Origin of the sequence: Paenibacillus sp. MDMC362, from assembly GCF_003269305.1 — a bacterium.
Classification (GTDB): Bacteria; Bacillota; Bacilli; order Paenibacillales; family Paenibacillaceae; genus Paenibacillus_AQ.
The window spans coordinates 99,283-113,009 of the sequence record NZ_QLYT01000006.1 but is presented as its reverse complement, the minus strand read 5'-3'; the positions used below and the strand labels follow the sequence as shown (position 1 = coordinate 113,009).

Annotated in this window: 12 protein-coding genes; all 12 read left to right on the top strand. The window is 48.4% G+C overall.

Going from position 1 to position 13,727, the window contains the following annotated elements; genetic code table 11:
* Positions 1–2: 2 nt before the first annotated feature.
* The 12 genes from DP091_RS01650 to DP091_RS01595 all read left to right on the top strand — a co-directional run bounded on the left by DP091_RS01650 (position 3) and on the right by DP091_RS01595 (position 13,603).
* The gene (locus DP091_RS01650; protein WP_113056781.1) at positions 3–1,079 is read left to right on the top strand and encodes an SAM-dependent methyltransferase; all 1,077 of its coding nucleotides are present in this window, start codon (positions 3–5) and stop codon (positions 1,077–1,079) included.
* A 159-nt stretch (positions 1,080–1,238) separates the two neighbouring features.
* Entirely contained in the window at positions 1,239–2,705 is a 1,467-nt protein-coding gene (locus DP091_RS01645; RefSeq protein WP_113056780.1) for a serine/threonine protein kinase, read from the top strand.
* A 28-nt stretch (positions 2,706–2,733) separates the two neighbouring features.
* Positions 2,734–3,843 (top strand): SAF domain-containing protein, encoded by a 1,110-nt coding sequence (locus DP091_RS01640; RefSeq protein ID WP_113056779.1) that lies wholly within the window; start codon positions 2,734–2,736, stop codon positions 3,841–3,843.
* Positions 3,844–3,898: 55 nt separating this feature from the next.
* Positions 3,899–4,606 (top strand): hypothetical protein, encoded by a 708-nt coding sequence (locus tag DP091_RS01635; protein ID WP_113056778.1) that lies wholly within the window; start codon positions 3,899–3,901, stop codon positions 4,604–4,606.
* A complete protein-coding gene (locus DP091_RS01630; RefSeq protein ID WP_113056777.1) occupies positions 4,603–5,472 on the top strand; it encodes a CpaE/TadZ family protein in 870 nt (289 codons plus the stop codon). Before DP091_RS01635 ends, DP091_RS01630 begins: the two co-directional genes overlap by 4 nt.
* A complete protein-coding gene (locus tag DP091_RS01625) occupies positions 5,459–7,369 on the top strand; it encodes an ATPase, T2SS/T4P/T4SS family (protein ID WP_113056776.1) in 1,911 nt (636 codons plus the stop codon). Before DP091_RS01630 ends, DP091_RS01625 begins: the two co-directional genes overlap by 14 nt.
* Positions 7,359–9,431 carry a hypothetical protein gene (locus DP091_RS01620; protein WP_113056775.1) on the top strand — a complete coding sequence of 691 codons (2,073 nt, stop codon included), beginning with the start codon at positions 7,359–7,361 and terminating at the stop codon, positions 9,429–9,431. The genes DP091_RS01625 and DP091_RS01620 overlap by 11 nt, the downstream gene beginning before the upstream one ends.
* Positions 9,432–9,506: 75 nt before the next feature.
* On the top strand, positions 9,507–9,965 hold the full coding sequence (locus DP091_RS01615; protein WP_113056774.1) for an ABC transporter permease: 459 nt from the start codon (positions 9,507–9,509) through the stop codon (positions 9,963–9,965).
* Between the two features lie 24 nt (positions 9,966–9,989).
* Positions 9,990–10,385: a hypothetical protein gene (locus DP091_RS01610; protein WP_258394365.1), complete on the top strand. Its 396-nt coding sequence runs from the start codon at positions 9,990–9,992 to the stop codon at positions 10,383–10,385.
* Between the two features lie 5 nt (positions 10,386–10,390).
* Positions 10,391–10,945: a hypothetical protein gene (locus tag DP091_RS01605; protein WP_113056773.1), complete on the top strand. Its 555-nt coding sequence runs from the start codon at positions 10,391–10,393 to the stop codon at positions 10,943–10,945.
* Positions 10,932–11,927: a hypothetical protein gene (locus DP091_RS01600; protein WP_113056772.1), complete on the top strand. Its 996-nt coding sequence runs from the start codon at positions 10,932–10,934 to the stop codon at positions 11,925–11,927. The genes DP091_RS01605 and DP091_RS01600 overlap by 14 nt, the downstream gene beginning before the upstream one ends.
* Positions 11,928–12,049: 122 nt before the next feature.
* Entirely contained in the window at positions 12,050–13,603 is a 1,554-nt protein-coding gene (locus DP091_RS01595) for an ABC-F family ATP-binding cassette domain-containing protein (protein WP_071218209.1), read from the top strand.
* Positions 13,604–13,727: the final 124 nt, after the last annotated feature.

Sequence of the window (13,727 nt, the reverse complement as noted above, 5' to 3'; positions counted from 1 at the left end):
GTTTGGATGAATTAAATGTTATGCAAGAGCTTGAGGAACAGAATCAAAGTCACCGGGATTTTCACAGCAAGTGGGTATGTACGGCAAACCATGGTTTTGCTCCTTACGCCCAAGAAGAGCTGCGCCGGATGTTTGGCAGTATAAAGAGCACGATGATGATACCGGGTGAGGTGTTTTTGGCGACAGTCGGCAGCTCCGAAGATGAGGCGAAGCGGCTGATTACGTCTTCCCCGCCTATTTTTCTGCGGCATTTGTTTCCGGTACATCTGGAGGTGACAGCGGAAACCGCTGACGATGCATTGCATGCTGTCGTTGAGCATGTCATGAAGCGGGAGGAGATCGGCGGCAGCCGTGTATCCATCCAGATCCGAAAAACGGAGGACAGCTCGTGGAAGGAAAACCCCGCGGCTCTTCGGGATGAATTACAGCATCGTTTGGCTGCGCTGGAACTTGAATACACGGTACAGGCGCCGGAGTGGATCATTTCACTGTTTGCTGCCGACAGCGTCTGGTATGTGGGCGTGTCACGGCCGGAGGACAACCTGTCGGATTGGAACGGAGGCGCCGTCCGCTTTCAACGGGAAGAGGGACAAATCTCTAGAGCCAAATTCAAGCTCCTTGAGGCGGAGAAGCAGTTCGGAATTCCGTTTGATTCCTTTCGCAAGGCTGTCGATATCGGGGCAGCGCCTGGCGGATGGACCTCGTTTTTATTGGAGCGCGGGCTGCAAGTTACGGCCATTGATCCGGCGAAAATGCATCCATCCCTCGATGGTCACAAAAACCTCCGCGTGATTCACAAGAATGCAGCGGACGTATCGTTTAGAGATTCTGAGTTTGACCTGTTGGTGTGCGATATGAGCTGGAGTCCTAAACTAATGGCCAGAATGGTGACCGGGCTGCTGCACAGTCTTCAGACGGGCGGCACAGCTGTTATTACGGTTAAGCTGCTGACTAAGAAACCGATGGCGCTGGTGAAAGAGATCATGTCGGTGTTTGAAGAGTCCAGAATGCAGATTCAGGGAGCAAAGCAGTTGTTCCACAATCGGGACGAGATTACGTTATATATGATCAAGTATTAAAAAAGTCTTTACAAGTCAATGCATCATGTTCTATAATGATTCCAAAATTAACCAACGACAACAATAGGGAAAGCATCCCGCTATTCATCACGATTCAGTGATGCGGCGGAGTGCTTTCCTTTTTTGTTGTGCTTGTAAGTCAGGGGAGAGGGCGTTGAGATGAACCAGCCTTGCAGATTGGTGCATGGGGAAGTGTTGGGCGAGCGTTACGTGATTGACCGCGTGATCGGAGAAGGAGGCATGAGCTGTGTATATCTGGCCGAGGATCTGAAGCTGCCCGGGAAGAGATGGGCAGTGAAGGAGAGTTTGTCTGAACCCGGTATGCAGCGCACCGTTCAGGACGAGGCACAGCTTCTGATTAAACTCAGTCATCCGCGACTGCCGCGCATTGTCGATTTTTTTCATGCTCAGGCTACCGGCTACACCTATTTAGTTATGGATTATATTCAGGGCATGACATTGGAGAAGTACTTCCGGGGATATCGGGGGAATGTGAATCCGGACTTTATCATGGAACTGACGGAGCAACTGCTGGATGTTCTGGAGTATCTCCATAATCACGAACCTCAGGTTATATTCCGGGATTTAAAGCCATCAAACATTATGCTGACCGATCAGCTGGAGGTTCGACTCATCGATTTTGGAATCGCCAGAAGCTTTAAACAGGAGAGCGGCGAGGATACGGTCAAGCTAGGCACGGTTGGATTTGCAGCGCCGGAGCAGTACGGAGGAAGGCAAAGCGATGCGAGGTCGGACTTGTATGGGCTTGGAGCGCTTCTGCTTTATCTCTCAACCGGCGGTAAATTCAGTGAATGGATAACGGGCGTGGAGCGACATATCCGTGGCGATTTACCAAGAGAGCTTGTGCCCGTTATTCGAAAGCTGCTGCAATATGCTCCGGAGCATCGATATCAATCCGCGGCAGAAGTTCGTTCAGCGCTCAGTCGGCATCAGTCGATCACTGCCAATTTATCAAGCGCTCGGTCCAACACGCTAGCCGGGACGATTGTGGCAGCCGTATTGGGAGCATCATCCGGTGTAGGAACAACACATAGCTGTATCGCATTCGGGCATTACTTGGCTTCAAGGTACGGGAAGGTAGCGATCGTAGAAATGAGCGCAAAATCCACCGCCTTTACCCGGATTCAGGAAATTGCCGAGGGGGGGAAGCTGGGGTCTATCCGAAAGTTCGAAATCAACGGGATTCACTTTTGGCGGCAAACAGCCAGAACGGAAGTGATCTCATTGCTCGGGGGCAGTTACGATGCAGTGGTGTTGGATTTGGGAGCATACCGGGACAGCGAACGGCTTGAGGAGTTTCTTCGGGCCGATCTCCCTATCGTTATCGGATCAGGAGCGGAGTGGCGACAGCATGATGTGGTAACGCTGGCCCGGATGCTGTCAAGACATCCTCAGCCGGCCAGGATCTACGCGCTGCCTCTTGCTGGAGAAGAAACGATTCATGAGATGAGAAGAACGCTAGGAACGAATAGAGTTCATTCATTGCCCATGCAATTGGACCCGTTTGAATTGCCGGACAACAGCCGGGAGGCATTTGCACAGTTATTTCAGGACTACCTGCCGCCGGCAGAAAGGAAGCGAAGATTCAGGTTTCTAAAGAATTAACTGCAAATGAACTGAAGGAGATGAAGCAATGCCGATTATCAGGAGGCGTAGCCGCAAACTGATATTTGCTGGCCTAGCCGGCGCAGCCGTAACAGGTGCCGTATGTGCCGGGGCAATGATGTATTATGTGCACGGCCATAAGGAGCAGCAGAGTATAGAGCGTACTAAATACGAGCAGCGAATCACGGAGCTTGAAGAGACGCAGCTTCAGCAGCTCAACGCAATGAAAATTGCCTGGGTCCCGTTAAAAGATATTCCGCCTGGTCATTTCATCGATGCGAAGGATATTATGGAAGTGCGTTTGCCTGACGACGGTTATTCCAGCAATCTGTTCTCGATCAAGGAAGAGATTGCGGGGAAGGGGGCAAAGATCGAGCTGCTGCAGGGCACACCGATTACCCGCTCGATGCTCTTTGAAGAAGAGCCGACACCGTCCGATCTTCGTCATCGGGAGATGAAGTCCGTATATCTGCCAAGCAATTTACGCCAAGGGGACGTGATCGATGTAAGGGTCCAGTTTCCAAGCGGACAGGATTACATCATTTTATCCAAGAAGAAGATCGACAGGCTTCAACATCCGGCGTTCTGGACAACGTTAAGCGAACAGGAGATTTTATTGCTTTCCAGCGCTTTGGTGGATGCTTATCTGCATAATGCCACGCTCTATGCACTCACCTATGTAGAGCCGGAGCTGCAAGAGAGAGCCATACCTAACTATCCTCCGAACGTTGAAGTGACGAAGCTGATTGGAAGCAACCCGAATATTGTGAAGAAAGCCGAGAAGCATTTCGAGGTTACGCTGCGAAACACGCTGGAAGAGGATTTAAGCAAGCTTCAGCCGAATCAGCAGGCACAGGTATCCGATATGCATCACAACTCCATCTTCGCTAGTGGGGCAAGAAGTCCAGACTCCTGGAGTCCAGCATCCAATTTAAGCTCCCAAACGAAATCTTCATCGGATACAAAACGGAATACTGCTGACATCCGTCCTGACGACGAGGATAATACAGAGACTCCGCACCGTGAAGAGCGGGATTCAGAAGCGGAGCAGATATTGGGGTCATCCGGTCGGCCAGCGGCCGAGGCGGGCAGTGATAAGGAAACACAAGAAGCGGAGTTGATATTCTCAAGTCCTTAGTGAATACAAGGTTAAGCCCGAAGAACAGATGAGTCAGCGAAGGAGTGTAATCAAAGTGAAGACGTGGATATTTACAGGCATCTGTGATAAGAGCGACATGCTCCTCTACACGTGCAAAATATTAGCCAATGGACACAACAGGGTACTGCTCGTGGATGGTGCGATGGATGCGAAGTACAAACATTGCATAGGCGTGATGCACCCGAAGTTGCCGGTTATGGAGTTTGCCGGATTCGACGTGGCAACAGGATTTGAGAACTATACGTCGCTCATGGACTATCTGGAAGAAACAGACGAGAAGAAGTACGACTATATCGTCATGGACGTGGAGAGGTCGGAATTCCTGGACAAGATGCAGTGGGATACAGCGGATGCCCATGTTTGGGTTAGCGGGTTCGAGGTAACCGGACTGCGCAAGAGTACGGTTTTGCTTAATGAATTAAGAGCCGCAAGAACAGATGATCCGCTCCCTCCTTTTCATCGGGTATATGTTCAGGTCATTGAAGATTTGATGGATGAGTCCTACATAGAAGGCTATCTGGAAGACAGCCGGATTCAGTGGCTGGGTCCTCCCGTGAAAATGCCGTGGGATGAATTGTTCTTCGCCTTGAAAATAAAAAATGAACATGCCGGAAGACTGGGCATTAAGCCATTATCCAGACAGTATAAACGATCGCTTACCGAACTTCTCCGCCTATTAACGGAAATGGAGCAGCGGCATATTCGCCGGGCACTTCGGCAAGCAGGAAGGAGGCATGCATGAGTTTGATTGCTCTATGGAGTCCTTTGAAGAGCGGCAGCGGCAGTACGATGGTGGCATCGAGTTTACCTATCGTATTGGCGTTTGAATATCAGGTCAAAGTGCTGCTCGCCCATGGTGGACATGCAGGGGAGCGAGTGGAACAAGCTTTTTCCTTTAAGCAGGAATCATTTGATTATATGACGGCATTTCAAGATACCGGAATGGATGCCTTGGAACGACTTCGTACAAGCGGGAGGTTGAACCCGGAGAATGTACGCAACTATACTTTGCCGCTCCTGTCTGATCGACTAGATCTTTTATGTGGACCGAAGCCAATGTCCGCCGAGGATATACATATCGTGAGCAGTGCGGAGGACAGAAAACAGGCGGAACTTATGACCGGAGTTATGGGGTCCTCCAAGCGAAGTTACGACGTCACGGTGGCCGATGCAGGTAATGGAGGTCCGGGAGCGGTAGATCGCGCGATACTTCAAGCCGCCGACTTCATCGTGGTTGGTTTGAATCAAAATATGCATGTACTGGAGAATAAGCTTGAACAGCAGGGACTGCCCCCCGAACTGAAGGACAAGGCAAGTGTGTATATCGTCGGCAAATATGACCGGGAGAGTCATTGTACACTGCAAAATATCAAGCGCCGCTTTGGCATCAAGACGACGGTGCTCGGTGTTCCATATTGTTCCGGCATGACGGATGCATGGAATATGCGCTCCGTTATGTCCTATATGCAGCGAAGTCGGGGAGGCACTGACCTGAAACGCATGAGCTCACTGTATGATGCCGTTCGTAATTTGGCTGATGCCGCGGCCGAACAACTTGGTCTTCCTTCCGGGGGTTCGAAAGCGGGAGGCCGACATGCTTTTGGGTAATTCCATCAATACGATATGGATCATCGTCATAATATCGTTTGTCCTGCTGTTTGTATATCTGCGTTATTTGGATACCCGAAAACCGGCGGCTGCTATTTCGCGTGGATCGGATCCCTATTCTCTTGAAGCAATGACTGCGTTTGTCAAAGAAAGCCTCCATCAGCTGACGAACAGCCAGTTATCTGATTTAGGGCTGCACGAAGAGGAGTATCGCCGAAGGCTGAACAAGCGAAGTGAATTGAGAAGTGCCCTCAAGGGATGCGTATCCGGAGATGTGCTGGATAAAGCATATGTAAAGGATTTTTTAAAGCAGCTGCTGGTCAGAGATCTGGGTTTGAACGAGTCCAACATTCATGCGGCCATTCCGTTCGAAAACCTGACCGAGTTAACTGCCCAGGATCAATTCGAGATCATCTTATACCTGTATAAGCAGAGGCACGGAGAGAATGCGCTATCGGTACTTCTTGAGACGTATGATCTTGCAGCGCCGCGCGTGATACCCGGTTATGGAGATGGCAGCGTATATGCGGTAACCGCGGAAGATATTGCGTATATCTATGAGTCAGAACAGCGGCCGCTCTTGTTTCCGGAGAAGCTTGATATCGTCGTTCAGCGCATTTATCAGCAGTACAAAGGCTTTTCCGTCGTGGATGAAATCAGGGATCAACGGATCGACGGGATCAGTGGCGGAGTTAGTGGCATACCTGTTAACCGTGACAGCGGACAGGATATTTTTCACACCCAGGATGAGTTTTTGGGGTTTGGCTTTTCGAATACCGAATCGCCAGCAACAGGCTGTGAGAGTGTCTGGATTTTTTATCGAGGGGTGTCGCTGCATCTAGCTTTTTTATCGTTTGGTTCGATGCTGGAACTGAAGAGAGTATGTCAAAACATATACAAATACAATCATCCCGGGCAGCTTTCAGAAGCCAGCGGTTATAAAGTGAATGAGATGAAAGATGGCTCCAGGGTCGTTGTGGTTCGGCCCCCGTTTGCCGAGTCCTGGGCGTTCTTTGTCCGCAAGTTTGATCTGCCCAAGGCTTCGCTTGATCAGTTAATTACGGGAAACGGTTCGGAATTGGTGATCGGTTTGTTGAGGTATTTAATGAAAGGCAGCCGGATTACGGCAATCACCGGTGCGCAGGGTTCCGGAAAAACAACGCTGCTCATGGCGATGGTGGGTCATATTTATGCCTCCTATACCCTTCGGGTGCAAGAGATGGCCTTTGAGCTGCATTTAAGGAAAATCTATAGCCGCAGAAATATTCTCAGCTTCAGGGAAACCGAGCATATTAGTGGGCAGGCCGGTCTGGATCTGCAGAAGAAGACGGACGGTACCGTTAATATTCTTGGTGAGGTTGCCAGTGACGAGGTAGCGTCATGGATGATACAGATGTCTCAAGTGGCAAGTTTGTTTACCGTGTTTACCCATCATGCCAAGACATTCAAAGACCTTGTACAATCTTTGCGCAACTCCTTGCTCAAGAGCGGCGTTTTCAGGCAAGAGCATATTGCGGAGCAGCAGGTGGTCAGCGTGATCAACTTTGACATTCATCTAAGAAGAGACGCTTACGGTAACCGTTACATAGAACGTATTACAGAGTGCATCCCGGTTGAGAAGGGATCCCTGCCACCATTCGAGGGAACTTCAGAAAAGCGCTGGAAGAACAGTATGGAGGAATATTTTCAGTTAAGTACAGAACATATGCGGAGATTGAACGAAGTAAGTTATTTCGTATCTCGTAATGTGATTGAATACCGGGACGGCAGCTATATCGCTGCCGCCAAGTTATCCGAAAGCAGTGTTCGCGAAATGACGGAGCATATGCATCCGGAAGATGCCGAAGAATTCAGAGTGTTTCTGGCTTCGGGTTGGGGGGAACAAAGTGTCCTCTAAAGATGTAATAATTCTGATTTTAATCATATCTTTGGCACTATTTTCCATCACATTTGGTATCGTGTCGTGGATGAACAGAAGACGAGGGTATGGTGAGGTAGCTGTCGTAGAGGTTGATGCGGGCGAGGTAAGGTCATTGCGCGGGATGTACCGGCAATGGTTTCAATTGGCCTATAGGTATGGAATGAAGCTTCCTATAATCAAAGCCTATCTTAAACGGATCAGACAGCGGATCGCGATCATGCATCCCTATGACGAAATATCACTCCGGTTTGAAACCGTGAGATTAGCCTTCGCGATTACCGGTACGATCGGGTTAACCGCCATGCTCCTTATATGGAGTCATCCGGACCTGGGGTTTATTGTCATTGTTATTCTTGCAGCAGCGGTTATTAACAATATGCTTGTTGAGATGTTCATTAACCGACTGGAACGAAAAATACTTGTCCAATCGGTTGAATTGTTCTCCTCCGTCCGCCATCACTATCAGCAGCATGGAATGGTAGAGGAAGCTTTGTATGAGGGAGCGGAGACTTCAGGGCATGAAATTTCTATGCATGCTCATCGGATCTATAATGCCTTGGTATCCAACGATCCTAATGACGAGTTGGAGAGGTATTATGAGGTAGCGCCGAACCGATATCTTAAAGCGTTTGCGGGTATTTCACATCTTGTCATGGAGTTTGGTGATCATGCGAGAAAACAAGGCTCTATCTATCTGCATGGCCTAAGCGGGTTGACCAAGGAGATCCAATTGGAAATATTGCGCAGAGACAAGCTGGATTATTTAATGAAGGGCTTGAATGTGATTGCGTTGGCTCCGGTCTTTTTCACCAAACCGATTGAACGCTGGGCCAGGAGCAGTTTTCCGTCGATGGATGAGTTTTATATGAGCAAGCTCGGGTTTATGACCAAGATATCGATTTATGTCATCATTCTAATCTCTTACATCTTGCTTCAGAAGCTCCAGCAAAATCGGGAAACGGATTACCGCGCAGAGGTTCAGAAGATGACCCTGGAAGAAAGAATGTACCGGATTGCTGTTATGCGTTGGCTTGTGAAGGTAATGGCTCCGACACCCGGTACGGTGAAATATGACAGGCAGGTACGCTTACTAAAGGAAAGCAACGCGAGAATCAAGTTCGAATGGCTCTATATCAGAAGGGTGACGTTCTTCTGCCTGGCTTTCTTCCTGTCGCTATCGCTGGCTACAGGTCTGCATGTGCAGGCTAAACATCATCTGCTGTATGTCCCCGTTTCTTTGAATCATTCCCTGTTCGGCCAGATGAATGAGATCGAGCGTCGGCAGGCAGAGGAAACGGTTGAGCGCGATCGGCTGCTAATGGAACAATTGCATATGTCGCCGGAAGTGACCGATGATCAGGTCAAGCAGATGATTAGTGAGACAGATCCTACTTCATTGACCAAGGAACAAGTTGAGATCATAACCGATCGAATTATGACTAAACTGCAGCGCTATGACAGCGAGTATTTGAAATGGTGGGAGCTGCTGCTATCCTTTCTGGCAGGTGTGGCTGCATATGCGGCGCCATTATGGCTGCTGCATTTTCACCGGAAAGTACGCAATATGGAAATGAGGCATGAAATTTATCAATTTCAAACGGTCATATCCATACTGCGCGGAATGGAGCGCATCTCGGTTGAGGCCATATTGGAGTGGCTTAATCGGTTTGCTGTTATTTTTAAGATTCCCATTCAAAAAAGCTTGCTTCATTACGAACATGGCGCACAGCTGGCATTGCTGGAGCTGAAGGAAGACGTCTGGTTTCCTGAATTTCAGCGGCTGGTGGACAAGCTGCTGCTTGCGGTAGATAAAGTACCGATCAAGGATGTTTTTGATGACCTCGATGGAGAAATGATATACAGTTTCGAGCGACGCAAGCAGGAGTACGAAGCGATGATCGATACGAAGGCCGCATGGGGGCGAATGATCGGTTTTACTCCGATGTATGCGTTGATCTTTATGTATCTTGTTATCCCGCTTATCGGCATGAGTTTCTCCCAGATGGAAACGTATTATGAGCAAATTCAACGATTATAACGATACGTGGATTGGCTCAACCGGAATCATGATCGACAGGATCAAAAAATAATTGAAAGAATGAGGGAGATTTCAATGAATAATGCATCATCCGCTTTAAAGGTTGCAGCAGGCATATTTCTGACCATAGCACTGATTACCATTGTTGTTATTTTGTTTATTTCGGCGCAGGAGGCAACCAAAACCGCTCAAAACAATTTTTCAGATATTCAGACAGAGCTGTCCCAGGCAGCATTTACCGTGTATGACGGAACAACCATCAGCGGTTCTCAGGTGACAAACGCACTGCGCAAATACAAGGATAAGGATCAATTTGGCGTCTTTATAGCAACAGGGAAAAATAAAGCAGGGCAATGGTACGGCAATGTGTTGGAGAAGGACGGTTCGATTCTCAATCCGGATTCAAGACAAGGGAATATCGAACTCGTCATGGATGAGAAAAGCCCAGAGTACGTCAATCCAAGCGGGAAATTTAAGGCGACTATTGTTAAGGATAATTCTAACGTAATCAGAGGCATTAAATTCGATCAATAGTTATGAATGGAAAGGTGACTTGCCTTGCGTGGACAAACGATAAGTGCACTTGAATTGGCAGCAGCGGTGGCATTATTTCTTGGCGCAGCCCTGTATGCCTTCCATATTCAGACGATGGTGGATGGCGGTATATCAGCCGTAGGCAGAATGACTCAGGAGCAGCATGCGGGTGTGATCACCGTAGAGATGACGAACGAGAACAGAAAGCTCATTTATAAGGGAAGCGAAGTCTTATTCACGCTGCGAGAGGTTCAAGCTGGCGGCTTCAATATGTATGTGGATGGCGTGCTGTTCCAATCAGGCAGTAATCCGGAGGAACTGGATCTTTCGATCATCGATCTGGAAGCCCATTATGATGCGGAGTACGTTCGGAGGATCGATGGAGAAGTGGAGAGCATCCAGTTTGTAAAAGTGAGGTAACAACAATGTCAAACTCGGTTTCGAAATGGTTTGCTGCCTTTCTGGCCCTTCTTCTGCTGTACTTGGTTCCCGCAGGCGAGATGGCCAGAAGACAGGATGATCTGTCACGACTCGTTGTTTATCAATCCGTTACCAAATTCGTGGACAGTGTTCGTACGAAGGGGTATATTACTCCGATCATGTACAATGACTTCCTGCAAGAGCTGGCAGCCACCGGGAACATTTACAATGTGGAAATGGAACATCATCATAAGAAATACCACCCGGAATATGCCGATCCTTCAGATCCTGGAACATTCTTGAACCGCTATTCCGTCGTATATGATGCTTATTATCAGGAAGATGTTATGGGTTATCTATTCCCGGAGTCGAATGTCGATAAACAGGATGACAGACGCCGATACCGTCTAACGGCTGGAGATCACTTTCAGGTAAGTGTCAGTACTCTGAATCGAACACCCGGATTGTTCATGTTCGATGTGTTGACCGGATCAGATACTGGTGGCCAAGCAGCAATCGCATTTCCATACGGAGGCTTGGTACTGAATGAAGATTACTGATCTTGCCATCGTATTTACCGCCGTGTTTTTCCCCATGTTTATTATTCTGGGTATGCGCGCCGAGAGTCTGGAGGATGTCCGGTACGTAGAGATGAAATACTCGGCTGCTCTGCGCACTGCCGTCCAAGATGGCGGGATGATGCTGAACGATAATGAGACCCAGGACAAAGAGTCGGCTTATGATTCTTTAAAATTTATGCGTGCGGATAAAGAACGAGCGCTGGAGTCCTTTTCCCGTACGCTGTACATCAATATGGGGATCGCGGATGATCCGGCTGCGCAGTCTGCTCTGTGGTGGTATATTCCTGCTATCGTTGTTCTGGATTATGACGGGTTTTATATGTATGCTTCACAAACCTTCACCAACGCGGATGGGGAGGAGCTCATGGAGCATAGATGGACGCCCAAAATCCCTTATGCCTGGAATGATGGCAGGGGCAACAGCATCCAGTTTACATTGGATTCCTTCGTTCAGGCATATGAATCAGGTGGAGGCTCCTCCATCTGGCACTCCGGCTATCGAGAGGATCTGAGTGGCAGGACGGGTATAGCTTTGCTGGAAGATAAGGATAGGTTTGAACAAGTCAGGCGGATCACGATTGTGAATAGCGTTCAAGATCAGCTTGCTTATTACATACAGCGGCACAACCAAGTGGCGCTCCGAAACGGAGTATCCTATACGTTCGCGCTTCCGTTGATATCCCAGGAAGAGTGGGTGAATACGATGGATGACATCGGTATGATGGCGTTTATTCAAGGCATTCCCATGGGCGATCAGTATTATAATAACTATGCCCTTGGAGGCGGCAGACTTGTTAAAGCTCCGGTTTATTTCGGAGGGGTGGATAGCAGGGGACTCAAATATTATTACCGTGACGTCTGTCAATTCAACTATCGCGTCGAAGAAGTGTTCCCGAGTGCCAAGGATGCAGCGGCAGCAGGATATCAGGAGAAAAGCTGCTCTAATCCCGGTGTCCTCTAATCCCTGAAAGTTATGGTTTCTGCCGGACTCCATGATGTGATACAATAAACTCTTGACTGTGTATATTTTGCTAAATTAACATGAAATAAGTTCATTTTATACAGACAGGAGTTACTATAGCCATGAGTTTATTGACTGTAGAGAACGTATCGCATAATTTCGGGGAACGTACTCTATTTAAGAATGTATCCTTTCGTTTGCTGGCAGGCGAACATGTAGGTTTGGTTGGAGCAAACGGCGTAGGCAAATCAACACTAATGAACATTTTGACCGGGCAGCTGTTAAAAGACAGCGGCAAGGTGGAGTGGACACCGAAGATTCGGTACGGATACCTGGACCAGCACACCAAGCTGACACCTGGCAAAACGGTTCGCGATGTGTTAAAGGATGCCTTCCTGCCTCTACTGGAGCTGGAAAAAGAAATGATGGAGATCACCAACAAGATGAGTGATGCTTCTCCTGAAGAGTTGGAGCTGCTGCTCGAACAAATGGGTGAAATTCAGGAGCAGCTGGATATCGGGGACTTCTACATGCTGGACGTAAAGGTCGAGGAGATGGCGAATGGTCTTGGGTTATCCGTCATTGGCTTGGATCGCGATGTCGCAACATTAAGCGGGGGACAGCGTACCAAAGTACTGCTCGCGAAGCTTCTTCTGGAGAAGCCGAATGTGCTATTGTTGGACGAGCCTACCAACTATCTCGATGTTGAGCATATTGATTGGCTCACTCAATATTTAAAGCAGTACCCATATGCTTTCATTCTGATATCCCATGATACGGAATTTATGAACCAGGTGGTGGATGTGATCTATCATTTGGAATTTGCGAAATTAACTCGCTATACAGCGAACTACGAGAAGTTCCTGGAAATGGCTGATATCAATAAGAACCAGCATATTGATGCTTACGAGAAGCAGCAGGAGTTCATCAAGAAACAGGAAGACTTCATTCAGCGGAACAAGGCTCGTTATTCCACCTCTGGCCGGGCGAAGAGCCGGGAGAAACAGCTGGATCGCATGGAGCGGATTGACCGTCCGGAGGAAGCGGCTAAACCTGTGTTTAACTTCAAGGAAGCCCGTGCCAGCGGTAAAACGGTATTCGAGGGAATTGACTTTGAGATCGGATACGATCGGCCATTGCTCCCCAAAATGAATATCCTGATCGAGCGAGGAGAGAAAATTGCTATTGTAGGCTGTAATGGCGTAGGTAAATCTACGCTGCTAAAGACTATACTTGGCAAAATCCCAGCGCTCTCGGGGAAGACCTATCAAGGGGATTTCCTGGTGCCTGCGTATTTTGAGCAGGAAGTACGTCCAGGAAATATTACGCCCATTGATGATGTGTGGAACGAATTTTCCCATTTGAACCAGCACGAGGTCCGGGCAGCGCTTGCTCGCTGCGGGCTCAAAAACGAGCATATTACTCGTCCAATGAAGGCACTTAGCGGAGGAGAGCAAGCCAAGGTCCGTCTGTGTAAACTTCTGATGCGCGAAAGCAACTGGATTCTGTTTGACGAACCGACGAATCACCTTGACGTTGTGGCTAAGGAGGAACTAAGACGTGCTTTGAAAGAATATAAAGGCACGATTCTGCTGGTTTCCCACGAACCTGAGTTTTATGAGGATTGGGTGACCAAGATCTGGAACGTTGAAGATTGGTCCAACCAGAATTCCTGATTCATATCAAAATCTCCATCCTGCCCTCAGCAGGATATATGAAACCTTGATTAGAATGACTATACTAGTATTTTCATAAGGAGGATGGGCAGCTGCCTGTCCTCCTTTGGTTTATCCGGCAAGA

What these genes read in the sequence shown, in the direction of transcription:
- DP091_RS01645 (WP_113056780.1), top strand. Translation starts at nt 1,239, where the DNA reads ATGAACCAGCCTTGCAGATTGGTGCATGGGGAAGTGTTGGGCGAGCGT.
- DP091_RS01640 (WP_113056779.1), top strand. Translation starts at nt 2,734, where the DNA reads ATGCCGATTATCAGGAGGCGTAGCCGCAAACTGATATTTGCTGGCCTA.
- DP091_RS01630 (WP_113056777.1), top strand. Translation starts at nt 4,603, where the DNA reads ATGAGTTTGATTGCTCTATGGAGTCCTTTGAAGAGCGGCAGCGGCAGT.
- DP091_RS01625 (WP_113056776.1), top strand. Translation starts at nt 5,459, where the DNA reads ATGCTTTTGGGTAATTCCATCAATACGATATGGATCATCGTCATAATA.
- DP091_RS01615 (WP_113056774.1), top strand. Translation starts at nt 9,507, where the DNA reads ATGAATAATGCATCATCCGCTTTAAAGGTTGCAGCAGGCATATTTCTG.
- DP091_RS01605 (WP_113056773.1), top strand. Translation starts at nt 10,391, where the DNA reads ATGTCAAACTCGGTTTCGAAATGGTTTGCTGCCTTTCTGGCCCTTCTT.
- DP091_RS01600 (WP_113056772.1), top strand. Translation starts at nt 10,932, where the DNA reads ATGAAGATTACTGATCTTGCCATCGTATTTACCGCCGTGTTTTTCCCC.
- DP091_RS01595 (WP_071218209.1), top strand. Translation starts at nt 12,050, where the DNA reads ATGAGTTTATTGACTGTAGAGAACGTATCGCATAATTTCGGGGAACGT.